The sequence below is a fragment of the Ancylobacter sp. VNQ12 genome (assembly GCF_049445835.1).
Taxonomy (GTDB): domain Bacteria; phylum Pseudomonadota; class Alphaproteobacteria; order Rhizobiales; family Xanthobacteraceae; genus Ancylobacter.
Map to the genome: position 1 here is coordinate 85547 of NZ_JBMSDU010000011.1, position 23786 is coordinate 109332.

Consider the following 23786-nt stretch of genomic DNA (forward strand, 5'->3'; position numbering starts at 1 on the left):
CGATTGGTTTTATCTGTACCTACTGGTACAGTGATTTCGACATGGTTGTCAAAGCCCCGTCCTGCGGCGAACCATGGAATCGGGTGGCCCTCGCGGCGAAAACGGGCGAGAACATCGCCCCTCTCGTCTCCGGCATGGAACGATTTCATGAATCAGCCTCCGCACACTCCCAGCCGCCCGCCCTTTTCCCTCGAAGGGCGCTCGGCGCTGGTTACCGGTGCCGGCCGCGGGCTCGGCTTCGAAATGGCGCAGTCGCTCGCCGCGGCCGGCGCCGACGTGGTGATCAACGGTCGCGACGCGGGACGCCTCGCCGCCGCCGCGGAGGCGATCCGGGCGGCGACGGGGCGCGAGGTGGGTATCAGCGCCTTCGACGTGGCGGATTTTGGGGCCGGACGCGAGGCGATAGCCGGCATCGCCGATCGCTTCGGTCGGCTCGACATTCTCGTCAACAATGTCGGCGCACGCGACCGCCGCCCGCTGAAGGATTTCACCCCGGAGGAAGCCGGCGCCCTCATCGCCACCGACCTGGTCGCCCCCACATTGCTGGCGCGCGAGGCGGCCGAGATAATGGCCCGCCACCGGCACGGGCGCCTCATCATGGTGACATCGATCGCCGGGCATGTCGCCAATCGCCATGACCCGGTCTACACCGCCGCCAAGGCTGGCCTGACCGGGCTGATGCGCGCTCTGGCGGTCGACTATGCCCGCCTGGGCATCACCAGCAACGCCATCGCGCCGGGCATGTTTGCCACGCAGACCAACGAAACACTCGTGCGTGACGCCGAATTCTCCGCCTTTGTCGACATACGCGTGCCGCTCGGCCGGTGGGGTCGACCGCAGGAGATCGGGCCGGCGGCAGTGTTCCTGGCGTCGGACGAAGCCTCCTTCGTCAATGGACACGTTCTGGTTGTCGACGGCGGCCAGACGATCCGAATGTAGACGCTGCGCCGTCAATTGACTGGCCGGCAGCCTCGACGCCGCCCTCTCCTCCCGTTAGAGCCCTTGTCCGTCGGGCAAAATCGCCTGAAACGGAAAGGGCGAGGGAAGGAAGACATGGCAAATCCTGCGGACATGGCCTTCAGCGAAAGACTGCGCGCCGAGAATGCCGAAGACTGGAACGCGGCAAGGAACCATCGCTTCATCGACGAGATCTTTCGCGGCGCGGTTCCCGCCGACGTCATGCGCCGCTACCTGACGCAGGACTACCAGTTCGTCGACGGCTTCGTCGCCCTGATCGGCATGGCCATCGCCACGGCCGACCGCTTCGAGTCGCGCATCCGTTTTGCGCAGTTCGCGGCGATGATCACCAGTGACGAGAACACCTATTTCCTGCGCGCCTTCGACGCCCTCGGCGTGCCCGAAGCCGAGCGCGCCCATCCCGCCATCACCGCGCCGACCGCCGGCTTCCAGACGCTGATGCGCGACGCCGCCGCAACAGGCGACTATGCCAGCTGCCTCGCGGTGCTCGCCGTGGCCGAGTGGCTCTATCTTGACTGGGCGGACCGCCCCTCCGCGCCGCTCCCGGCGAACTTCGTTCACGCCGAATGGATCACGCTGCACAATAATGACGGCTTCCGCGGTTTCGTGACATGGCTGCGCGGAGAACTCGACCGTGTCGGCGCCATCGCCGACGAGTCCTGCCGGATATCGGCAGCGACATTTTTCCGCCGCGCCGTGGCGCTGGAACGCGCCTTCTTCGATCACATTTACAGCTGATTGTCGGCAAGTCGGCGAAAGCGCCGAGGCGGTGGTATTTCAGGAAGGAGATGTCTGCATGCGAACGATTCAACAATCGGCGCGTCAACTACGATTACCTCTTCCTATGCGTAGCATAGGAAGAGCCTGCATCGTTACAAAAAGCAACCCGCGAGAAATATTCTGACACAGCATTGGAACACCGCATACAACCGCTCAACTCCCGCGAGCAGCGCGGCAAACCCAGAACGATGCTCTGCCTGTCAGCTTTAGCTTGCCATCTGCGTCATATTTTCTTGATTACTTATTGACCTCAGCTTGAATGATGTTAAACCGATTCGCACTCGTGATGGAGAAAATAAATGTCTGAACAGGATAGCTCGCCTGTCGACTATCTCGGCCTTACCGCCGACGTCGTTGCCGCGTTCGTCGGCAATAATTCAGTTCCCGCTACAGAGCTTCCCGACCTCATCGCGAAGGTGCATGCGGCTCTGCTTCAGCTCTCCGCCCCGGCTCCGGTGGTGGTAGAAGAGGTTCTGAAGCCTGCCGTCCCGGTCAAGAAATCGGTGACGCCCGAATATATCATCTGCCTTGAGGATGGCTTGAAATTCAAGTCGCTCAAGCGCCACCTTCGCACCAAGTACAACATGACGCCCGAGGAATATCGGGCGAAGTGGGGTCTGCCCAACGACTATCCGATGGTTGCCCCCAGCTATGCTGAGGCGCGCTCGAACCTCGCGAAGAAGATGGGCCTCGGCCAGCAGCGCAAGAAGCCGGTCGTCCCGGCCCCCAAGCCGCGCGGTCGCAAGAAGGTCGCGTGATCTTTCGCCGTTCGGCTTTCTCTCGGCCGAACGGACGCAGCATCTCTGGCTGTCCGCCATTGTTGTTTGCCTGCATGTATTGCCAGCGCCACGGCACGGTTTTCCGGAAAGCGGGGAACCGTGCCGTTGGTATTTATGCTCACGCGAGCCCTGATGATGCTCCAGCGATAGGGCGGGTGGCCCGCATACCGGGCGTGACCGCGTTCGGCCTCCCACGACGGCGCCCCACGCAGGCGGCGACGACCGCGTTCCGCCTCAAGCCGTGGCCGTGCGATCGGTTGCCAGCCAGCGGTCGAGGAATACGTCCAGCCACTGGCGAATCCGCCCGTCATGCTGCAAGCGGTCGAGAAAATGCGCCCGACGCGGGCGCGCGCCCGGCTGGTCCATCCGTTCCTCCCCGATCACCGTCCAGCGACACATCATGTGATGCGTGACCTCCGGATGGAACTGGATGCCGAAGGCATTCGGCCCATAGCGGAACGCCTGATTGGGAAAAGAATCGCCGCGCGCCAGCAACTCGGCACCCGCTGCCAACGAGAAGCCCTCCCGGTGCCAGTGATAGACGTGATCGGGCCAGGGCGGCGGCTCATGGCCGCCATCGGCAAGGAGTTCCACCCCCGCCTGCGTCGCCTGGATCGGGTAGTATCCGATCTCCACCAGCCCTTCGGGATGCGGCGCCACGCCGGCGCCGAGATGGCGCGCCAGCATCTGCGCGCCGAGGCAAATTCCCAGATAGGGTTTGCCTTCGCTCAGGGGCACGCGGATCCAGTCGATCTCCGCGCGCACATATTCGTGACAGTCATTCGCGCTCTGCGGTCCGCCGAAGATGATCGCGCCGGCATGGCCTGCCAGCGTCGCCGGCAGCCGCTCGCCCAGACAGGGACGGCGTATGTCGAGGCGGTGGCCACGCTCGGCCAGCAACCGCCCGATCCTGCCGGGGGATGAATGCTCCTGGTGAAGCACGATCAGCACGGGATGCGGCATAGTCTCCGGCACGCGGTTGGGTGACAGGCGGGCGATTCGCCCGCCACGACCAAGCAAGGATGACGCCAGCCCGCCCCTTCCTTCAAGAGGCGCGGCTCAATCCAGCGGCGAACCGTCAAAGGAATCGCGCACGCGCTTGCGAAGCTGGACGCGATCGCGCGTGCTGACGTTCAGCAGTTCGGCCGCCCGCCACACGAGATTGTCCTCGAACTCGGTCAGGCCGCCATCGGCATAGGCGACCTCGAACATCATCTCGACAATGCGCTGACGGCCCTCATCATCGAGGGCGCGATTGAGGACGCTGGTGAAGGCGTAGAGGTCGACCGCCTCGGCATCGCGGGCGATGGCCGCCTCCAGAAGCCTCTCGGCCTCGCTCTCGCCCAGGCTGAAGCGCGCCGCGAGCAGCCGCCGGAGCTTGCCCATCTCGTCCGCGCCGATCACGCCGTCGATCGTCACCACATGCACGAGAAGCGCGGCGGCCGCGAGACGGTAGTCGTTCTCGGCAAAAGCGCTTTCGCGCGCGCCCCCGGCGATCTCGGCGATGAAGTCGGTCAAGGTACGCAGCATGCCGGTCGGCTCTCCTGCGGGCCTGGCGGATGAGATCGATTGTGACGGCGAGTGAACGGCACTCGGTATTTTTGCGTAGCGTATCTGCCCCATGGGACGCAACGCCCGGCGTGGCATCGGGCGCGTTGCGGGGCTGTCCAGTGCAGCCGTGCAACACTTTACGCACCCAACAAGAAAAACGGCGGGTCGAGAAACCCGCCGGGAAAGGAGATCTGGGATCGGCTCGGCCTTCCCGGCCGCTTATTCGAGATAGTCGGCGAAGCGCGCCACATGATCGGCAAGGCCCAGCGCGTGGTTGCGCACCAGCGCCTCGGCAAGGCTCGTGTCGCGCGCCTCGAGCGCCTGGATGATGGCGAGATGGTCCTGGATCGAGCGGTCGGCCCGATCTTCCTCGCCGATCGTCTTGCGGCGGATCATCCGCATATGGGTGAACAGATTCTCGGCGAGGCCGACGAGAATGCCATTGCCACCCATGGCGATGATGGTCTGGTGGAACTGGATGTTCACCTCGGAATATTCATCCAGCCTGGCGTGCGGTGCGTCGTCGCCCTCGTCGAAGGAGGCGAACATGCTGCGCAGCCGGGAAATCTCGTCGTCACTTGCCTGCTGCGTGATCAGCCGGGCGGCAAGGCTCTCCAGCGCCGCCCAGACCTGGATCATCTCGATCACTTCGCGCTTGGTCTTGCGCACGACATAGATGCCGCGCCGCGGCACCGAATGGACGAAGCCCTCGCGCTCCAGCTGCGCCATGGCCTCGCGGACCGGTGTGCGGCTGACCCCGAGGCTCTGCGCCAGCTGGCGCTCGTCCAGCCGCACTTCCTGCGGATGATCATAGATATTGAGCGAGACGATGACCTCCTTCAGCGCGCTATAGGCGCGATTCTTGAAGGTCGAGGTGTCCTCGAGCGGCGCCACCGACAATTTGGCGGCCCCCCCGTTCACCCTACGGATGGTGGTGCTGTCGACGCTCATCATAGTGCTTCCCTTGAGAAGCACGACCGCGGCGACAGTCCCGCGCATCGGACGAAAAGCCTGTTATGGGCATAGAACATTGGCGTTGCCTCCCGAACCCCCCGATCAATCGGCAGGTGCCTCCTCGCCGGCCACCTTCTCTTGGCGTGGCTCTGGCGACGAGGCTGCCAGCCGCTGGTTGCCCGATCTCCCTCTCCGGGGGCGAGGGATTCGGCGGAAGGGCGCTTGGCCCCGCCCTTCGCCTGGGCGCCGATGGAGGGTGACATCGCGTCATTCCCCCTCGGCCAAAAGCCCGCCGCACGGGTCGCGCGCGGCGGGCGGTATCGGAAGTCCTCCTCACGCAGGCTGGTGGGTCGCCCCGCGCAGCTTGCCGATGAGGTGAGAGATGAGCGGCCACAGGCCGGCGATGAAGCCGAGCGCCATGATGGTGGAGACCAGCCCGTTCGAGAAGAACACCCCCAGCGAGCCGCCCGAACCGAGCAGCGACTGGCGGAAGGCTTCCTCGGCGCTGTCGCCAAGCACGATGGCGAGGACCAGCGGAGCCAGCGGGTAGTTCGTCTTTTTCAGCAGGTAGCCGAGGACGCCGAACACCATCATCATCAGCACGTCGAACACGTTGTTGTTCACGGTGTAGGCACCGATGGCGCAGATCACCAGGATCACCGGGGCGATGATCGAGAAGGGGATGCGCAGGATCGAGGCGAACAGCGGCACCGTGGTCAGCACGAGGATGAGGCCGACGATGTTGCCCAGATACATGGAGGCGATGAGGCCCCACACGAACTCGGCCTGTTCGACGAACAGCATCGGACCGGGTTGCAGACCCCAGATCAGCAGGCCGCCGAGCAGAACCGCGGCGGTCGGCGAACCGGGAACACCCAGCGCCAGCATGGGCAGCATGGCGGCCGTGCCGGCGGCGTGGGCGGCGGTCTCGGGGGCGATGACGCCCTCGATCTCGCCATTGCCGAAGTTCTTGCCGTTCTTCGACACCCGCTTGGCGATACCATAGGCCATGAAGGAGGCGGGCGTCGCGCCGGCCGGCGTGATGCCCATCCAGCAGCCGATGACGCAGGAGCGCAGCGACGTCATCCAGTAGCGCGGCAGCGTCTTCCAGGTCTTCCACACCACCTTGGGGTCGATCTTCGCCGCCTTGCCGCGGAACTCCAGACCTTCCTCCATGGTCAGCAGGATCTCGCCGATGCCGAACAGGCCGATGACCGCGATGAGGAAGTCGAAGCCGTTGAGCAACTCGGTGACGCCGAAGGTCAGGCGCAGCTGGCCGGTGACCATGTCGAGGCCGACCGCCGCGAGGGCGAAGCCGATCATCATGGACACGACGGTCTTGGCCGGCGGCTCCTTGCTCATGCCGACGAAGGAGGCAAAGGCGAGGAAATACACCGCAAACTTCTCGGCCGGACCGAACTGCAGCGCGAACTGGGCGACCAGCGGCGCGATCATGGTGATCATCACGATCGCGAAGAAGGCGCCGACGAAGGAGGAGGTGAAGGCGGCGGTCAGTGCCTCGCCGGCGCGTCCCGTGCGTGCCATGGGATGGCCGTCGAAGGTCGTGGCCACCGACCACGGCTCACCCGGAATATTGAACAGCACCGAAGTGATGGCGCCGCCGAACAGCGCGCCCCAGTAGATGCAGGTCAGGAGGATGATCGCCGAGGTCGGCGACATCGAGAAGGTGAGCGGCAGCAGGATGGCGACGCCGTTGGCGCCACCTAGGCCCGGCAGCACGCCGATGATCACGCCGAGCAGGATGCCGACCACCATCAGGAGGATGTTGAACGGATCGCCGGCGATGTAGAAGCCGTGATAGAGATTGATGAAATTGTCGACCATGGGCGCTTTCCCCTGGGGAGCGGCTGACCGCCGGCTCCGCCTTATCTGGCTGTCATGAGAGTCCGAGCATCGCCTCGACCGGCCCCTTGGGGAGGGGGATCAGGAACCAGCGCTCAAGCGTGATGTAGAAGAAGGCCGGCACGCCGAAGCCCACCGCGAGCGAAAGCGGCAGCCCGTATTTGCCCAGCCAGGTCATGAACACCACGATGAGCACCACGGACGGCAGGTAGATGCCGAGGAAAGGCACCAGAGCGACATAGATGGTCGCGGGGATCAGCACCCGAAGCACCTGCCCGAGCTGGCCCCATTCCGCGAACAGCCCGCTGGCGTCCTCACGCAGGGCCTGCACCAGATTGATCAGGCTGCAGCCGATGATGATCAGTCCGACATAGAAGGGGAAGAAGCCGGCCTGCGGGCCGTCGGAACCCCAACCAACCCCAACCAGATAGCTTCCGTAAATAACGATAAGGCCGAACAGCAGGGTCAGCAGTGCCGTGCCGATCTCGACGCTGCGTTGCTTCGGCCCCGTGCCGCCCCCATGGTGAGCCTGTTCCATCACGATCTCTCCGAAAATTCCGCGCAAAGGCAAACCCGCGCAAGTAACCGTCCAGCGGGCGATGCCCGCCGGCGGTACGCTTCGCGCCAGCTCGCTCTAAAGTTGTTTTGGTCTTGTCTCGTCCGGGCCGCGTGGCGGGAAGCTACATGGCCATCCCCGCCTTCCCGCGCCGGGCGAAATCCGGCTGGCGGATCGCACGGCCGACAATCCGCCGGCCGTGCCAAATCCTGCTGACGCACTGGTCCCGCCGGTTCCCCGGGGCCCGCCCGTTTGCCGGGCCTGCCCGTCGAGGAGCAGTGGATCAGTTGCCGGCGATGAAGCCAGCTTCCTGCATCAGGCCCTTATGGGTCTTCTCGGACTGGTCAAGCCAGGCCTTGAACTCGTCGCCGGACATGAAGGTCTGGTTGAACGCGCCATCCTTCATGAGCTGCTTCCACTCGGGGGTCTCGCGAACCCGCTTGAACAGATCGATGAAGTAGTCGACCTGCTCCTGGCTCACGCCCGGGGGCATGAAGACGCCGCGCAGCATCAGATATTCGACGTCGACACCCGCCGACTTGCAGGTCGGGATCGAGGACCAGGACTGGTCGCCGAGAATCTTGTCGGTATAGGTCAGCTGCTTGGAATCGAACACGCAGAGCGGGCGAACCTTGTCGCCGCGCCACTGCGAGACGGCCTCGATCGGGTTGTTCACGCTCGAATTGATGTGCCCGCCGACGAGCTGCACCGCCACTTCGCCGCCGCCCTTGTAGGGGATGTAGGTGATCTTCTTGCCGACGGCCTTCTCGAAGGCGACGGTGATGATCTGGTCTTCCTGCTTGGAGCCGGTGCCACCCATCTTGAAGGTGTTGTCCGGCGCCGCCTTGATCGCGGCGACATAATCACCCGCGGTCTTGTAGGGCTCCTGCGCGTTCACCCAGAGCACGAATTCGTCGAGCGCCAGCATGGCGACCGGGGTCAGATCCTTCCAGTTGAAGGGAATGCCGGTGGCAAGCGGAGTGGTGAACAGGTTGGACAGCGAGATGACGATCTTGTGCGGATTGCCCTTGCTGCTCTTCACGTCGAGGAAGCCCTCGCCGCCGGCGCCGCCCGACTTGTTGATGACGACGAGCTGGGTCGGCATCAGGTCGTGCTTGGCGATGATGCCCTGGAGCGTGCGGGCCATCTGGTCGGCGCCGCCGCCGGTGCCGGCCGGCACGATGAACTCGACCGGCTTGTTCGGCTGCCAGGCTGCCGAAGCGGGCAGCATGGCCAGGGCCGTCATGCCAAGGGCGGTTGCCGCGCCAAGACCGAACGCGTGGATATGTTTCATTTGGCGTTTCCTTCCCAAAGGGTTTGGCGAATTGCCGATCTTTGTGGTCGGCTTTTTTGGTTGGGCACCGTCTCTGGCCTGACGACCGGACGGGGCCTCGATAACCGGCAGTTTTTGTTGCGTCTCTCCGCCGGATATTCTGTGGAATAAGTTGTACCAAGATTTGAACGATGCCAAGCGCTAATTCTAAAGTTCAATGTTGCAATGCAACGTCAACTTGTATTACGTATTCACAATATTATGTATTTGGCATACCATTCTTGGTATACGTAATAATTAATAATGCGTTCTCATATACCTTATTAATCAAGCCGTTGCCAGATAACGCTTTTTTTCCAATGCCCAAGCCGCCATGCACGTCCGACAGCGGCGTCGCGAGCGCCGCGCAAGCCATGGGTCTATTCCGACTCTACTGACGAAGACGGCGACTGTAATACTTTACACCCCAGCCCAGTGCCCGATTTTCGAGCCGCCGCCTCCACATTTCCGCCATATCGCTGCAACGCAACACGCGAGCGGAGCCGGTTTGCGGCCGGCGCGGGTCATCGGCGCGTCGCCTCCCCTGTCGAGGTTGGGCATCGTTGAGGGCAGGCCATCGCACTGCGGAATCGTTTTTGCTAGGTATGGACGCAGGTGGCGAGCGGGCGCGACCGCAACACGGCCGTGATGGCGGAGCAGTCTGCCGGACCGACCGTCCGTTTCATGGCGACATGAGGAGAATGCGTTCCATGACCAGCCGCTTGATTCCGGTGGCCCCCTTCGTGCTGACCGTATTCGGCGCAACCGGCGACCTTTCCCGGCGCAAGCTGATTCCCGCGCTGTTCCATCGCGATCTCGACGGACAGATCCCCGATGACGCGACGATCATCGGCGTCTCGCGCCGCTCGCTCAGCGACGAGGAGTTCAGGGCCTTCGCCCGCCAGGCACTGATCGACCACATCCCGACCGGCGAACTGGAGGGGTCGCCGGTCGAGCGGTTCCTGTCGCGGCTGTCCTATGTCGCGGCCGATGCCGACACGGATCCCGGCTGGTCCGAGCTGGCGAGCCGCGTCTCCGCCCAGGACGACAAGATTCCGGTCTATTACCTCGCCACCGCGCCGCATCTGTTTGGCCCGATCTGCGACAAGCTCGGCAAATACGGCCTTGCCGAGAAGGGGCGGGTCGTCATCGAGAAGCCGATCGGCAAGGATCTCAAATCGGCGCTCGCGCTCAACGAGCAGGTCGGACGCATCTTCCCGGAGGAGCGCGTCTACCGCATCGACCATTATCTGGGCAAGGAAACCGTCCAGAACCTGATGGCCCTGCGTTTCGCCAACGCGCTGTTCGAGCCGCTGTGGAACAACGCCCATATCGACCATGTGCAGATCACCGTCGCCGAGGCGCTCGGCGTCGAGGAACGCGCCGGCTATTACGACACCGCCGGCGCCATGCGCGACATGGTGCAGAACCACATCCTGCAACTGCTCTGCCTCGTCGCCATGGAGCCGCCCTCCTCGCTCGACGCCGACGCGGTGCGCGACGAAAAGCTCAAGGTTCTGCGGGCGCTGAAGCCGGTCGACGAGCACAATGTCGCCGCCATCACCGTGCGCGGGCAGTATCGCGCCGGCGCCTCGGCAGGCGGCGCGGTGCCGGGCTATCTCGAGGAGCTCGGCTCGACCCGCAGCCAGACCGAGACCTTCGTCGCCGTGAAGGCCGAAGTCGAGAACTGGCGCTGGGCCGGCGTGCCGTTCTATCTGCGCACCGGCAAGCGCCTCGCCTCGCGCGTCTCGGAAATCGTGGTGGCGTTCCGCCCGGTGCCGCATTCGGTGTTCGGCGAGGCCGTCGGACCGCTGGAGCCGAACCGGCTGGTCATCCGCCTGCAGCCGGATGAGGGCGTGAAGCTGTGGCTGATGATCAAGGATCCCGGCCCGGGCGGCATCCGCCTCACCCATGTGCCGCTGGACATGAGCTTCGCCAAGGCCTTCAAGGTCCGCAATCCCGATGCCTACGAGCGCCTGCTGCTCGACGTGGTGCGCGGCAACCAGACACTGTTCATGCGCCGCGACGAGGTCGAGGCCGCCTGGCGCTGGGTCGATCCGATCCTTGAGGCGTGGCGCAACGCCAAGGAACCGCCACGCCCGTATACGGCCGGCACCTGGGGCCCGTCCGCCGCCATCGCCCTGATCGAACGCGACGGCCGCACCTGGCTGGAAGACGGCGCGTAGTCCGCGCCGATCCTTCGCACGGCGGCACATGAACGCGCCTGTGTCTGGCGTTGGACGCAGGCGCGCCTATCCTTCGGGGGCACGTGCCTGTGCGCGTCTCGATAATGAATGGAAGGCACGGCGTGGCAGGCGCCGGCGTTTGGAACGGCGCCCTGCCCTGCGCCGAGGTTTGGAGACAATCGTGGCCCATACGCTGCATGAACTCGCCGACAGCGCCGCTGTCGCGAAGGCTTTGGCGGACTTCGTCGCCGAGGCGCTGATCGCGCGCGTCTCGCGCGACGGTCTGGCGAGCCTTGCCGTGTCCGGCGGACGGACACCCACCCGCTTCTTCGACGAACTCTCCACCCGCGACCTGCCATGGGCGAAGATCGGGGTGACGCTGGTCGACGAGCGCTGGGTGCGCGAGACATCGGACCGCTCCAATGCCCGCCTCGTGCGCCAGCATTTGCTGAAGGGCAAGGCCGCGGCGGCCAGATTCGTCCCGCTCGCCAATGACGCGCCCACGCCCGAGGCCGGGCTTTTCGCCGTGAACGAGGCGCTGGAAGACCTTGCCTGGCCGCTCGCCTGCGCGGTGCTCGGCATGGGCGACGACGGTCACACGGCCTCCTTCTTCCCCGGCGGCGATCATCTCGACGAGGCGCTCGATCCGGACGGTACGCTCGGCCTCATCCCGATGCAGGCGCCGAATGCCGGCGAGCCGCGCATCACCCTGACCCTGCCGGTGCTGCTGGCCGCCGACGCGCTGGCGCTCCATATCGAGGGGGCGGCCAAGCGCCCCGTGCTGGCGAAGGCATTGGGCGAGGGCCCCGCCACCGAGATGCCCATCCGCGCCGTCCTGCGGGCCGAGCGCCCGCTCGACATCTATTGGTGCCCGTAACCGACGCCCGACGACGGTGCCGCCGGGGCGCCGCACGACACGACCCATTTGCACGACACGACCGGCCTCTGCCGGCCGACCACCTGATCGAGGGAGAGCAGCATGGCCGACGCCATCCCATCCAGCGTGAACGCCCGCATCGGTGAGGTCACGGACCGCATCGCCAAGCGCTCCTACGATACGCGCCAGCGCTATCTCGAACGCATCGCCGCTGCCGCGCAGAACCGCCCGGTGCGCCAGTCGCTCGGCTGCGCCAACCAGGCGCACGGCTTCGCCGCCTGCGGCCCCTCCGACAAGTCGATGCTGCGTGAAGGCGGCGGCGCCAACCTCGCCATCGTCACCGCCTATAACGACATGCTCTCGGCCCACCAGCCCTATGAGAACTACCCGGAGCTGATCCGCGCGGCGGCGCGCCGTGCCGGCGGCGTGGCGCAGGTCGCCGGCGGCGTGCCCGCCATGTGCGACGGCATCACCCAGGGCGAGGCGGGGATGGAGCTGTCGCTGTTCTCGCGCGACGTCATCGCGCTCGCCACCGCCGTGGCGCTGTCGCACCAGACCTTCGACGCCGCCGTCTTTCTCGGCATCTGCGACAAGATCGTGCCCGGCCTCGTCATCGGCGCGCTGTCCTTCGGCCATCTGCCCGCAGTGTTCGTGCCGGCCGGGCCGATGACCTCCGGCCTGCCCAATGACGAGAAGGCGAAGATCCGCCAGCTTTTCGCGGAAGGAAAGGTCGGCCGCGACGCGCTGCTGGAAGCCGAGAGCCAGTCCTATCACGGGCCGGGCACCTGTACCTTCTACGGCACCGCCAACACCAACCAGATGATGATGGAGATCATGGGCCTGCACCTGCCCGGCGCCTCCTTCGTCAACCCGAACACACCGCTGCGCGACGCGCTGACCACCGCCGCCGCCGAACGCGCCATGTCGATCACGGCGCTGGGCAACGACTATGTGCCGGTCGGGCGCATGCTGGACGAGCGGGTGTTCGTCAACGGCGTGGTCGGCCTGCACGCCACCGGCGGCTCGACCAATCACACCATGCATGTCGTCGCCATGGCCGCGGCGGCCGGCATCAAGCTGACCTGGGACGACTTCTCCGAGCTGGCCGACGTCACGCCGCTGCTGTGCCGCGTCTATCCAAATGGCAAGGCGGACGTGAACCATTTCCATGCCGCCGGCGGCATGGGCTTCATCATCCGCGAACTGATCGGCACGGGCCTGCTTCATCGCGATGTCGAGACGGTGTGGGGCAGCGGGCTGGATGCCTATACCCAGGAGCCCGCTCTGGCGGAGGACGGCTCGCTCAGCTGGCGCAACGGCACCGACGCCTCCGGCGACGAGGCGGTGCTGCGTGGCGCCAGGGCGCCGTTCCAGGCGACCGGCGGCTTGAAGCTGCTCTCCGGCGATCTCGGCAAGGCGGTCATCAAGACCTCGGCCATCGCAGTCGAGCGTCACATCATCGAGGCGCCCGCCCGCGTGTTCCACAGCCAGGAGGAGCTTCAGGCCGCCTTCAAGGCCGGCAATCTCAAGGGCGACTTCGTTGCCGTGGTGCGCTTCCAGGGTCCGAAGGCCAACGGCATGCCGGAGCTGCACAAGCTTATGCCGCCGCTCGGCGTATTGCAGGATCGCGGCAACAAGGTCGCCCTCGTCACCGATGGTCGGCTGTCGGGCGCCTCAGGCAAGGTGCCCGCCGCCATCCATGTCACCCCGGAAGCCGCCGATGGCGGCGCCATCGCATTGATCCGCGACGGCGACCTCATCCGGCTCGACGCCGTGGCCGGCACGCTGACCGTGCTGGTCGATCCGGAAGTGTGGGCCGAGCGCGCTCCCGCCCCGGCCAATCTCGCGCCCTCGCATGTCGGCGTCGGCCGCGAGCTGTTCGCCTCGTTCCGCGCGGCGGTCGGCACCGCGGATACCGGCGCGACGATCTTCGCGGTGTAAGAGGCAGGGCCGCTCAGTAGAGCGGCCCGATCTTGCCGAGCGGCAGCACGCCGAGCGCGACGCGCCCGTCGCGGAACACGAACGGGAACATGTTGGCCGGGCCGCCATTCAGCGTGCCGGGCATGCCGACGGCCATCATTGCCGGGGCCAGGTTCACCAGGAATTCCGGCATCAGCCCGGCGCCGGCGAGCGACTTCATCAGCGCCGGTGCATTGGCGAGCGAGAGATTGATCACACCGTCCGGCCGGCGTGCCGCATCGAGGCCGATCTCGCCGGTCGCCCCCAGCGCGCCACCGCCGCCGGAGACGGATGCCTCCAGCAACTTCACCCGGCCACCGGCGGCCTGCCAGAGTTGCAGGCGCTCATTGAGCGGCATGGGGCGGAACGCGGGAATACCGCTGACCGTCGCCTCGAACTCGCTGTCGACCCCTGCGCCGGTCACCCCAGTGGCGACGCCGGTCGCCCCCTTGGCCCCGCCCGCAATGTCGAAAGTGCCTGGCGCGGCATCCGGCGTGCGGCGGATATGCAGTTCCGTGTGCCGCGCGGAAAATACCGTCGTACCGCTCTCGGCCAGCGTGTAGTCGTTCGACACCCAGGACAGGCGATCGAGTTCGCCGCCAGAACCCACGCCGCTGACCTGCAAGAGCGACCAGTTCGCCACCAGCTCGCGCCCGGTGGCGACCTCGGTCAGGCGGGCCGGTCCCTCGAACTCGGCGATGATGTGCTGCGGATTCCAGACCTGCGCCACCGCATGGGCACGCGCCGCACTCGCCTTCCACTCGCCGGTGCCGGCGAAAGAAAGCGTCGGAGCGGTGCAGATCAGCTCGAAGCGGAAGGGAAAGCCGCCAAGCTGCCGATCCGCGCAGTTCCAGGCCCGCCCCTTGCCGGCCTCGGCCGCGATCCAGGCGTCGATCTCGGCGGTCGCCCGCGCCGAGGCGTAGTACCAGGCGCCCGTCCAACCGATCGCGGCGAGCACGATCACCGCCGCGGGCAGCGCGATCAGCCAGGGACGCGATCCCCTGCGTGTCGTTTCGCTCGCGTGCGGCGGGGGCTCGATCGGCGCATCGGGCAGGCTCATCGACTAACTCCTTGCAGACAGAATTTCCCGTGCGCGGCAGGCCGCCGACGGAAGACGCCCGGCAGAGGCGGCAAGTACCCTGCGATACCGGTGCGGCGTGCGTGTGGCACGCGGCCGGCGCAAAAGTTTGCCGGCTGGTTCCTCGCCCCCTCTTACGCCATAGTCTCGCCGCGAGCGACGGTTTACTCGCCGCACGCGCCACCTTCGATGCCGAGCCTCGACACATGACTCCCGCCTCCGCCCCTGCCGACGAACTCTGGATCTTCGGCTACGGTTCGCTGATGTGGAATCCCGGTTTCGACTATGAGGAGCGCGTCGCCGGCAAGCTGGTCGGCGCGCATCGCTCGCTCTGCGTCAGGTCCGTGCACTGGCGCGGCACGCCGGAGAGGCCGGGCCTCGTGCTCGGGCTCGACCAGGGCGGCGCCTGCATCGGCGTCACCTTCCGCGTGGCACCGGACAAGGCCGCGGCGACTCTCCGCTATCTGCGCGAACGCGAGCAGGTCACCAACATCTATCGTGAAGCGGTACGCCGGGTCTGGCTGCGCGACGGCAGCCAGCGCACCGTGCCGGCCGTGGTGTTCACGGTCGATCGCGGCCACGCGCAATATGCCGGCAGCCTGACGCGCGAGGACAGGCTGCATCTGATCCGCCAGGGCCACGGCATCGGCGGACCCAATGCCGACTACGTCACCGCCACCACCCGCCACCTCGCCGAGCTCGGCATCAAGGATGCCGAGATGCAGTGGCTGGTCGAGCACCTCTAGGAAAGTGGCCGTCAGTACGGCACGAGCGATCCGCTGTCGGTCTCGGGCAGGATGCGCAGATGGATCTCCTGCGCCCCGACCGCGCGTGCCGCAGCGCGGGCCTTGGCGCCGGCCGGGCCGGTCCATAGCGGCACGCGGCGCCCGCCTTCGGTGCGCACCGCCATCGCCACCGCGTCCGGATAATCCGGCGCGTCGTCGGCGGCATAGACCGAGAAGACCTGCCGACGCCCGTCGGATCCGCGCCACAGCCGGAAGCGGCGTGCGAGGAGCCCGTCCGCCGCGCTGAGCGGACCGGCATCGGTCAGCGAATCGCCCTGTATGAGATCGCGTGTCATCATGGGAACAAACCTAGAACATCCGCGAATGGCGTCAATGCCTTTCACAGGGGGAATCCGCGACCGCGCCGAAGGTTCCCGCCACGCCGGCGCGGCTTCAGGAGGCTCCCGCCTTGCGCGTGCCCTCGGTCTGCGAGGTCAGTGACGGCCAGGGCCGGACGCCGACATAGGCGGCGAGGAACTTCACATACTCGCCGAGCAGCAGCCGTGCCGACGCCAACCGTGCCCGCCAGTTCGGATCGCGGACGCTCTTTGCCACCACCGGATAAGGCACCAGCACGATATCGGGCATGGCCCGGCGCAACTCCACCAGCGCGCGCGGCATGTGCCATGCCGAGGTCACGACGATGAGCGAGCGGAAACCCAGCGCATGCGCCCAGGCGGCCGTTTCGATGGCATTGCCACGGGTATTGAGCGCCGACCGGCCAAGTTCGACGCAGCACTCCAGCGCCTCCCGCGTCGCCGGCACGGTACGGCTGATCTCGCTCAGCGTCGTGTCCGGGTGGACGCCGGTGATGAGCAGTCGCTTGCCCCGCTGGGCAATCAGCAGGTCCGTAGCGTCCGCGATGCGCTCGGGCGCGCCGGTCAGCACCACGATGCCGTCCGCCGGCTCGACAGCCTGGATCGACTGCCTGTCGACCGCGGCCACGAACAGGCAGAAGCCGGCCAGGAACAGCGCCAAAGCGAGAACCGCGACACCCGCAGCCCATGGCAGCAGGCGCCGCCTCGGGCGCGCCGGCGGCGGGGTGGAAGCGGGTTCGGGCGAGAAGAGTGCGGACACGGGACTCGAGCCTAGCTGATGCTGCGTAGCGTGCGATAGACCGTCATGCGCGAGGTGATCGCCGTCACCAGCGCGACCAGCACCGCGACGCCGGCAATGCCGCCATAGCCGCGCGCATCGAGCGCGACGGCACCGACCAGCGTGTCGCCGCTGCCGCCCCATCCGAGCCAGCCCGGCAAGGTGGCCCCGAGGAAGAACAGCGCCATCGCCGCGCCGCCGCCGATCAGTCCGCCCTTGAGGCCGACGGCAAGGAAATGATGCTGGAATTCGGCGGCGATGAAGGAATCGCGCGCGCCGACGAAATGCAGCACCTCGACGATCGAGCGTCCGGCATCGACCGCCGCGCGGGTGGCGAACACCACCGACAGCACCGTGGCGGCCGCCACCAGCCCCAGCACCGCGAGCCCGATGGCGACGACCGCACGCGCCGTCGAGGACAGGCGTTCGGACCATTGGCGATGATCGTCGAGATTGGCGGAGGGAACCTGCGACGCCAACGCCGTGCGCAACGCCTCGAGCGTGCTCGCGCGGGACGTCGGGGCGAGCTTCACCACCACGAGGCGGGGAACCGGCAGATTGGCCACGTCGACGCCGGAGCCGAGCCACGGCTCCAGCAGGGCCGCCGTCTCGCGCTCGTCCATCACGCGCGCCTCCTCGACCCCCGGCACCGTGCGCGCCACCAGCACCGCGCGGTCGAGCGCCGAGCGGACATCGAGCCCGTCGCCCGGCTTGATCTGTATGGTGGTTTCGCGGGCGATGTCGGCGCTCCAGTCGGCGGCGACCGTCCGCACGGCGGCGACGCTGCCGATGGTGATGCCGGCAAGGAAGGTCATGATCGCCACGACGGCGATCAGCGCGTTGCCGGTCACGGTGGCGCTCGGCACGATGGTGCGCCGCGAGGGCGCGAGCACCCGCCCCTCCGCCTCGTGTTCATGATAACCGCTCTCGTGCCGGACATGGCCGCGCGCCCGCGCGATGAGCCGGGTGAGCGGATTGTGTCCCTTCGGTCGGCTCTCAGTCATAGACGGTCAGCCGCCCCTGGTTGAGCACGAGCCGGCGCGCATCGAACTGGTCCATCAACCCGATATCATGCGTGGCGATCAGCACCGAGGTGCCAGTCTTGTGCAGTTCGAGGAACAGCCGCATCAGCCGGCGCGCAAGGCCCGGATCGACATTGCCCGTCGGCTCGTCGGCAAGCAGGATCTCGGGGCGCGAGATGAGGGCGCGGGCGATGGCCGCGCGCTGCTTCTCACCGCCCGAGAGCACGGGCGGCAGCACATGCATGCGCTCGCCCAGCCCGACCCATTGCAGCAGCTCCGTCACCTCGGCCCGGTAGGTCGCCTCCTCGCGCTCCTGCACGCGCAGCGGCAGCGCGACATTCTCATAAGTCGTGAGGTGGTCGAGCAAGCGGAAATCCTGGAACACGATGCCGATGCGCTGGCGCAGCGCCGCCGTTTCATCGGGCGCGAGTTTGGCGGCATCGCGGCCGAAAATGTTGATGAGGCCGCGCGTCGGACGCAGCGACAGGAACAGCAGCCGCAGCAGCGTCGTCTTGCCCGCGCCGGAAGGGCCGGTGAGGAACTGGAAGGAATGCGGCGGAATGCCGAAGGTGACATCGCGCAGCACTTCCGGCCCCATGCCGTAACGCAGCCCCACATTCTCGAAGCGAACCAACTCTCACGTCCCTCGTGCGCCGGCCCGTCCGGCAATGATTCTCATCCCCGCCCTTCCTAGCACAGCCGCATGGACCCGGCTGAACCCACATCGATCAGACGGCGCGTATCAATGCTCGACACGGTGTAGCTGGACGGGCGCCATCCGCGCGTCCATCCTTAAGGGCACGATCGCAGACGAGGATAGTGATGACGCAGCCGACCAACGAGAGCACCGCAGCCACCGAAACCGAAGACGTGTCCGGCACGGCGCCGCAGTCGGCGCCGCATGTCGAGGTGCTGTTCGACGCACCCACCATAGCGGTGCGCAACAAGGAACTGGTCGAGGAGATCGTCGCCGCCAAACCGGAGAAGATGGTCGTCATCGCCGTGCTCAAGGGCAGCTTCGTGTTTGCCGCCGACCTCATCCGCGCCATGCACGAGGCTGGCCTCGCCCCGGAGGTCGAGTTCATCACCCTGTCGAGCTATCGCGATGCGCGGGTGTCCTCCGGTCAGGTCGCCGTGCTGCGCGACATCGACACCGATGTGCGCGGGCGCGACGTGCTGCTGATCGACGACATTCTGGAATCCGGCCGGACGCTGGCCTTCGCCAAGGACCTGCTCGCCGCACGCGGCGCCCGGCGGGTGCTGGTCTGCGTGCTGCTGGAGAAGCCGCACAAGCGGGCGGTGCAGATCGACGCCGATTTCGTCGGCTTCAAATGCCCCGACTATTTCGTCGTCGGCTACGGCATGGACGTGTCGCATGCGTTCCGGCAGCTGCCCTTCATCGGCTACATCCCGGACGCGGAAGGCTGAGCGATCGGCAATCGCACGGGCGAGCGGGAAGCGGATCGCCCGCCCGCTCAGAAGTCGCGCAACAGGCGCTCCAGATAGTCGAGTTCGAGGCGCGGGCGTTCCGGCTCGCCGAAGCGGCGGCGCAGTTCCTCCAGCACGCGGCGGGCGCGCTGCATGTCCATCTCGTCCGGCACCTTCACGGTGACGTCGTCGCCATAGTCGCGCGAGCGCAGCGGCCGGCCGAGCGGGTCGTTGCGCTCGGCGGTCTCGCCGGACGGCCCGCCGGGACCCTCGCCCTGCTGGCCTTCCTGCTGCTGCATCGCCTCGGCCATCTGCTGGGCGCCCTTGCGCAGCGCCTGTAGGGCCTCGCTCTGGGCATCGACCGCGCCGGTGCCGTCGCCCTCGCCGAGCGCCTGCTCGGCCTCGCGCATGGCCTGCTCGGCCTGGCCGAGGCCGCCATCGCCGGGCATGCCGCCCTGACCCTGCTGACCTTGCTGGCCCTGGCCGTTCTGCCCCTGCTGGCCCTGTTGGCCTTGCTGACCCTGCTGTCCTTGTTGTCCCTGCTGTCCTTGTTGTCCCTGCTGGCCACGCATGGCCTGCATCTTGTCCCGCAGCTGCTTGAGCTGTTCGCGCAGCTGTTCCTGATTCTGCTTCAGCTCGTTGAAGGCCTGGTCCTGCTGGCCTTCCTGCTGCTGGCCCTCACGGCCCTCGCGGAAGGTGCGGTCGCGCAGCTGCTGCTGACGGCGGATCATGTCGCCGAGCTGGTCCATCGCCTGCGACATCTGGCTCTGGCCCTGCCGGCGCTGCTGCTGGCGGCCGGCCTGCAGGCCGTTGAGCATGTTCTGCAACTCGCTCAGCATCTGCTTCGCCGCATCGCGCGCGCCGTTGCGGGCCATGTCCTCGATGCGATCGAGCATCTTCTGCAGGTCCTGCGGGCGCACGGTCCGGGTGTTCGGGTCCATCGGCTGGTTGTTGTCGGCCTGCTGGCCGTTGCGCTGGGCCTGCTCCGCCAGCGCCTTCATGAAGTCCTGCATCGCCTCGCGCAGTTCCTGCGCCAGTCGCTTGATCTCCTCATCGCTGGCACCGTTGTCGAGCGCGTTCTGCAACGCCTGCTGGGCGTCGCGCAGCCGCTTCTCGACATCCGACATGTCGCCGTCCTCGATGCGGATGGCGATCTCCCAGAGATAAGCGACGACACCGCGCAGGTCCTCGTCGCTGCGCGCATTGGCCAGCCGCCAATAGGCGCTGCGCAGGCCCATATAATGCGAGGGATCGGGGGTAAATTTCTCCGGCGCGATGGCAAGCGCATCCAGCGCGGCCTCGACCTGCCCGCGCTCATTGACATCAAGCGCCAGCAGCCGGCGCTGCTCGATCAGCGCGCGGGCCAGCGGATTGGAGAATTGCCGCGCCGGCAGGACGAAGCTGCGCGGGCGCGAGGAGCCGGTCTGCCCGGCCTCGTCGCGCGCGACCAGCGTCATCGTCACGCGGGTGCCGGCCCAGGGGCTCTCGGTCAGGTCCTTGGTGGTCTGCCCGGTCGCCGCCCTGCCCCGGCCGCCCGACAAGGGCAGCGGGAAGTTCGGCGCCTCGACCAGCGGACGCGCAGGAGGCTTGGGCGGCGCATTCTTCAAGGCGAAGAGCGGCGCAGGCGGCGGCACGGCAACGAAGGTCGCCTCGGCGCCGAGAACGCCGTAATCGTCCTCGGCCTTGTAGCTCAGTGCCAGCGCCGTCCGGCCGGAGGCCTGCGGTTCCTTGGTCAATTCGATGGTCGGCGGCCCATCGGGCTGGGCGCGGAAATGCCAGGCGACGCTGCGCCCGTCCGGTGCCTCGACGCGGGCCGAGCCATCGGCGCCGATCACATAGCGGCGCTCCTCTCCGGCGGCCTTCTCGCGCGCGGCGGCAGGCGACGGCGCGGAAGAGGGCGGCGCGGGAGCCGGCGCCGCGCCTTCCGCGATCTCGTCCTTCTTCTCCTCGACCACCGCAACCCCGCCATCGAGCGTCAGCTTGGCGTCGGCGAGCCCGGTGATGCGCACCACGAGCTCGCTTCCCGCCGGCACGGAGAGCGCGGCGGCATCGAAGCTGGGTGCGCCCGCCGCTTCCGCCGGCTGGGCGACGGCACCACTCTGCGCCGTCTCCTGCGAGCGCAGGCCCGGCAGCATGACCGGGGGACGCGAGGTGTAGCCGGGCGGCGTGACCCAGGCGTCGACCCGATAGGGCGCGGGCGGCACAAGGGTATGCCAGTCGAAGGCCGCACCGATGCGGCGCAGATGATCGCCCGGCACCATGAAGAAGGTGGCGATGACGCCGAGCAGCACGAGCGCGCGCAAGGCCTTGCGGTCGATGGCGGCGAGGCGCGGCGAGGGCAGCCCGGCCTTGAGCTGGCCGATCTGCGAGGCAGCACGCGCGACATGGGCGCGCCACAGCGCGGCGCCCACCGGATCATCGGGGCGGCTGGCGATCTGGTCGGCCAGCGCGGTGACGGGCCGGTGCGGCAGGCGGCTCTGGGCGTCGAGGCGTGAAAGCGTCTCGCCCGGCGACGGCGTACGGATGCGCAGCGCCGGCAGCAGCGCGACGACGAGCAATCCCAGGAACAGGACGAGGCCGACGATCCGGCCATAGGGCGGCAGCGCGAGCCAGAGGCCGAGCCAGGAGACGATGAGGAAGATCCCGACAGCCGCGCCGACCGCCGCAATCGCCGGCCAGGCGCGCTCCCACATCAGCGCCGCCCAGGCCCGCTGCTGCGCCGCGTACATGCGGCGTTCGGCCTGGTTGAGACCACGGACCTTGGTGTCGGCACCCGGGCGCGTTTCGCCCGTTCCGCTGTCCTGATTGCCGTCCGGTGTCGCCGTCACGCGTTCAAGCCTCCGACGGATCGCCTCTACACCAGCCCCGATCTTTCGCCCCAACGTCACCTTAACATGGCGAACCTTCAGCGCCACCCCTGCCGCACAAATGGGCGCGCCCAAGCAATCAGCACATTGTGATGACCGGGAAGCCGGAAATATGGCGGAGGTCAGAGGCCCGCGCGTCAGCCGAGCCAGCCGGGAACCCGGTCAAGCGCGATCAGCGCATCGGCATCGACGCGCGGACGCACAACGGCGAATTCGCGGCCCTTCACCAGCACTTCCGGGATCAGCGGGCGGGTGTTGTAGGTCGAGGCCTGCACCGCACCATAGGCGCCCGCCGTCATCACCGCGACGAGATCGCCCGCGCGCAGCGTCGGCAGGTGCCGCCCGAGCGCCAGGAAATCGCCGGATTCACACACCGGACCGACGACATCCGCGACGATCTGCCCCTGCGCGGAGGTCGGCTGCCGCACGGGCAAAATTTCGTGATGGGCGTCGTAGAGCGTGGGGCGGATGAGGTCGTTCATCGCCGCATCGACGATGACGAAGCTCTTGCCCTCGCCTTCCTTCACATAGAGCACGCGGGCGACAAGGATGCCGGCATTGGCCACCAGCATGCGGCCGATCTCGAACACCAGACCGAGGCCGAGATTATGCGTGTGCCGCTTCACCAGCGCCGCATAGGCGGAGGGAAGCGGCGGCTCGGGCTCGCCGGCGACATAGGGCACGCCAAGCCCGCCGCCGAGATCGAGATGCGTCAGCTTGTGGCCGTCCGCCATCAGGTCGCGCGCGAGATCCACCAGCAGCGCCGTCGCGTTGTCGAACGGCCCGAGATCGGTGATCTGGCTGCCGATATGCATGTCGATGCCGGTGATGCGGATGCCCGGCAGCGAGGCGGCATGAGCGTAGACTTCCCGCGCGCGCGACACCGGGATGCCGAACTTGTTCTCCGACTTGCCGGTGGAGATCTTGTGGTGGGTCTTGGCGTCGACATCGGGATTGACGCGGATCGAGACCGGCGCGGCGACCCCGTGGCTCACCGCCACCTCCGACAGCGTCAAGAGTTCCGGCTCGCTCTCGACATTGAAGCAGCCGATGCCGGCGTCGAGCGCGGCCGCCATTTCCTCGCGCGTCTTGCCGACGCCGGAGAACACGATCTTGTGCGGCTCAACCCCCGCCGCCAGAGCCCGCTTCAGCTCCCCGCCGGAAACGATGTCCGCCCCAGCGCCCAGCCTGGCGAAGGTGCGGATGACCGCCTGGTTGGAATTGGCCTTCAGCGCGTAGCACAGCGTCGTGTTCATGCCCTCGAAGGCTTCGGTGAACACGCGATGGTGCCGTTCCAGCGTCGCGGTCGAATAGGCATAGAAGGGCGTGCCGACCTCACGGGCGATGTCGGCGACGCTGACGTCCTCCGCATGGAGGATGCCGTCGCGATAAGCGAAGTGATGCATGACGTGAGCCTTTTGGCGCGGGCCTTCCGGCGAAGGCCGTGCGGCGGCAGTCCGGGCGCGAAGCGCCGCTCAGAGCAGGCCGTCGAGGATGAAGGGCGTCTTCGGCCGGATCGGGCCGGTGTCCTTCGGTTTCTTGCCGTCCGGACCGGGCTGCCCCATTGGCGAATTCGGCGGCGGCTCCAGCGGACCTTTGACGCCGCAGCCCGCAAGCGCCAACGCACTGCCGAGCACGAGGGCGACGGCGAGATTTCGGGAGGTGCGGACGGGATTTCGGCGGGACAAGGAGATTTCCTCGGCTTCGTCTGTCGAT

General features: G+C 67.1%; 22 protein-coding genes. 8 read left to right on the forward strand and 14 right to left on the reverse strand.

Annotated features, from left to right (window positions below):
- Window positions 1-147 precede the first annotated feature (147 nt).
- The 3 genes from ACO2RV_RS15490 to ACO2RV_RS15500 all read left to right on the forward strand — a co-directional run bounded on the left by ACO2RV_RS15490 (window position 148) and on the right by ACO2RV_RS15500 (window position 2516).
- Window positions 148-939, forward strand: a complete 792-nt coding sequence (locus ACO2RV_RS15490; RefSeq protein ID WP_423294537.1) for an SDR family oxidoreductase — start codon at window positions 148-150, stop codon at window positions 937-939.
- A gap of 114 nt (window positions 940-1053) precedes the next feature.
- Window positions 1054-1716 (forward strand): TenA family protein, encoded by a 663-nt coding sequence (locus ACO2RV_RS15495; protein WP_423294539.1) that lies wholly within the window; start codon window positions 1054-1056, stop codon window positions 1714-1716.
- A 341-nt stretch (window positions 1717-2057) separates the two neighbouring features.
- Window positions 2058-2516 carry a MucR family transcriptional regulator gene (locus ACO2RV_RS15500; protein ID WP_423294541.1) on the forward strand — a complete coding sequence of 153 codons (459 nt, stop codon included), beginning with the start codon at window positions 2058-2060 and terminating at the stop codon, window positions 2514-2516.
- Between the two features lie 255 nt (window positions 2517-2771).
- Here the strand turns inward: ACO2RV_RS15500 and ACO2RV_RS15505 are convergent, their stop codons facing one another.
- The 6 genes from ACO2RV_RS15505 to ACO2RV_RS15530 form a co-directional block, all read right to left on the reverse strand.
- Window positions 2772-3500 carry a glutamine amidotransferase gene (locus ACO2RV_RS15505; RefSeq protein ID WP_423294543.1) on the reverse strand — a complete coding sequence of 243 codons (729 nt, stop codon included), beginning with the start codon at window positions 3498-3500 and terminating at the stop codon, window positions 2772-2774.
- Between the two features lie 96 nt (window positions 3501-3596).
- Window positions 3597-4067 (reverse strand): TerB family tellurite resistance protein, encoded by a 471-nt coding sequence (locus ACO2RV_RS15510; RefSeq protein ID WP_423294545.1) that lies wholly within the window; start codon window positions 4065-4067, stop codon window positions 3597-3599.
- 240 nt (window positions 4068-4307) lie between these two features.
- Window positions 4308-5042: a GntR family transcriptional regulator gene (locus ACO2RV_RS15515; protein WP_423294547.1), complete on the reverse strand. Its 735-nt coding sequence runs from the start codon at window positions 5040-5042 to the stop codon at window positions 4308-4310.
- A 333-nt stretch (window positions 5043-5375) separates the two neighbouring features.
- A complete protein-coding gene (locus tag ACO2RV_RS15520; protein WP_423294549.1) occupies window positions 5376-6887 on the reverse strand; it encodes a tripartite tricarboxylate transporter permease in 1512 nt (503 codons plus the stop codon).
- Between the two features lie 52 nt (window positions 6888-6939).
- Window positions 6940-7443, reverse strand: a complete 504-nt coding sequence (locus ACO2RV_RS15525) for a tripartite tricarboxylate transporter TctB family protein (RefSeq protein WP_423294551.1) — start codon at window positions 7441-7443, stop codon at window positions 6940-6942.
- A 301-nt stretch (window positions 7444-7744) separates the two neighbouring features.
- Window positions 7745-8755: a Bug family tripartite tricarboxylate transporter substrate binding protein gene (locus ACO2RV_RS15530; protein WP_423294553.1), complete on the reverse strand. Its 1011-nt coding sequence runs from the start codon at window positions 8753-8755 to the stop codon at window positions 7745-7747.
- A 728-nt stretch (window positions 8756-9483) separates the two neighbouring features.
- On the opposite strand from ACO2RV_RS15530, the gene zwf reads away from it, so the two are divergent.
- From zwf to edd, 3 genes are all read left to right on the forward strand, one after another.
- Entirely contained in the window at window positions 9484-10959 is a 1476-nt protein-coding gene (gene zwf, locus ACO2RV_RS15535; RefSeq protein WP_423294555.1) for a glucose-6-phosphate dehydrogenase, read from the forward strand.
- A 181-nt stretch (window positions 10960-11140) separates the two neighbouring features.
- The gene (gene pgl / locus ACO2RV_RS15540; protein ID WP_423294557.1) at window positions 11141-11836 is read left to right on the forward strand and encodes a 6-phosphogluconolactonase; all 696 of its coding nucleotides are present in this window, start codon (window positions 11141-11143) and stop codon (window positions 11834-11836) included.
- 102 nt (window positions 11837-11938) lie between these two features.
- Window positions 11939-13777, forward strand: coding sequence for a phosphogluconate dehydratase (gene edd, locus ACO2RV_RS15545; protein WP_423294559.1), 1839 nt, complete (start codon window positions 11939-11941; stop codon window positions 13775-13777).
- A 13-nt stretch (window positions 13778-13790) separates the two neighbouring features.
- Here the strand turns inward: edd and ACO2RV_RS15550 are convergent, their stop codons facing one another.
- A complete protein-coding gene (locus ACO2RV_RS15550; protein ID WP_423294561.1) occupies window positions 13791-14855 on the reverse strand; it encodes a DUF2125 domain-containing protein in 1065 nt (354 codons plus the stop codon).
- A gap of 224 nt (window positions 14856-15079) precedes the next feature.
- Here ACO2RV_RS15550 and ACO2RV_RS15555 point away from each other — a divergent pair, with 224 nt between their 5' ends.
- Window positions 15080-15619, forward strand: coding sequence for a gamma-glutamylcyclotransferase (locus ACO2RV_RS15555; RefSeq protein ID WP_423294563.1), 540 nt, complete (start codon window positions 15080-15082; stop codon window positions 15617-15619).
- Between the two features lie 11 nt (window positions 15620-15630).
- Here ACO2RV_RS15555 and ACO2RV_RS15560 read toward each other — a convergent pair whose 3' ends face one another.
- The 4 genes from ACO2RV_RS15560 to ftsE all read right to left on the reverse strand — a co-directional run bounded on the left by ACO2RV_RS15560 (window position 15631) and on the right by ftsE (window position 18409).
- Window positions 15631-15957, reverse strand: coding sequence for a hypothetical protein (locus tag ACO2RV_RS15560; RefSeq protein ID WP_423294565.1), 327 nt, complete (start codon window positions 15955-15957; stop codon window positions 15631-15633).
- 94 nt (window positions 15958-16051) lie between these two features.
- Entirely contained in the window at window positions 16052-16735 is a 684-nt protein-coding gene (locus ACO2RV_RS15565; protein ID WP_423294567.1) for a YdcF family protein, read from the reverse strand.
- Between the two features lie 11 nt (window positions 16736-16746).
- A complete protein-coding gene (locus ACO2RV_RS15570; protein WP_423294569.1) occupies window positions 16747-17757 on the reverse strand; it encodes a cell division protein FtsX in 1011 nt (336 codons plus the stop codon).
- Window positions 17750-18409, reverse strand: a complete 660-nt coding sequence (gene ftsE, locus ACO2RV_RS15575; protein WP_423294572.1) for a cell division ATP-binding protein FtsE — start codon at window positions 18407-18409, stop codon at window positions 17750-17752. Before ftsE ends, ACO2RV_RS15570 begins: the two co-directional genes overlap by 8 nt.
- 188 nt (window positions 18410-18597) lie before the next feature.
- On the opposite strand from ftsE, the gene hpt reads away from it, so the two are divergent.
- A complete protein-coding gene (gene hpt, locus ACO2RV_RS15580; protein ID WP_423294574.1) occupies window positions 18598-19203 on the forward strand; it encodes a hypoxanthine phosphoribosyltransferase in 606 nt (201 codons plus the stop codon).
- 47 nt (window positions 19204-19250) lie between these two features.
- Here hpt and ACO2RV_RS15585 read toward each other — a convergent pair whose 3' ends face one another.
- From ACO2RV_RS15585 to lptM, 3 genes are all read right to left on the reverse strand, one after another.
- Window positions 19251-22031 (reverse strand): TIGR02302 family protein, encoded by a 2781-nt coding sequence (locus ACO2RV_RS15585; protein ID WP_423294576.1) that lies wholly within the window; start codon window positions 22029-22031, stop codon window positions 19251-19253.
- A 176-nt stretch (window positions 22032-22207) separates the two neighbouring features.
- Window positions 22208-23476, reverse strand: a complete 1269-nt coding sequence (lysA, locus tag ACO2RV_RS15590) for a diaminopimelate decarboxylase (protein ID WP_423294578.1) — start codon at window positions 23474-23476, stop codon at window positions 22208-22210.
- Window positions 23477-23545: 69 nt separating this feature from the next.
- The gene (gene lptM / locus ACO2RV_RS15595) at window positions 23546-23758 is read right to left on the reverse strand and encodes an LPS translocon maturation chaperone LptM (RefSeq protein WP_423294580.1); all 213 of its coding nucleotides are present in this window, start codon (window positions 23756-23758) and stop codon (window positions 23546-23548) included.
- Between the last annotated feature and the right edge of the window lie 28 nt (window positions 23759-23786).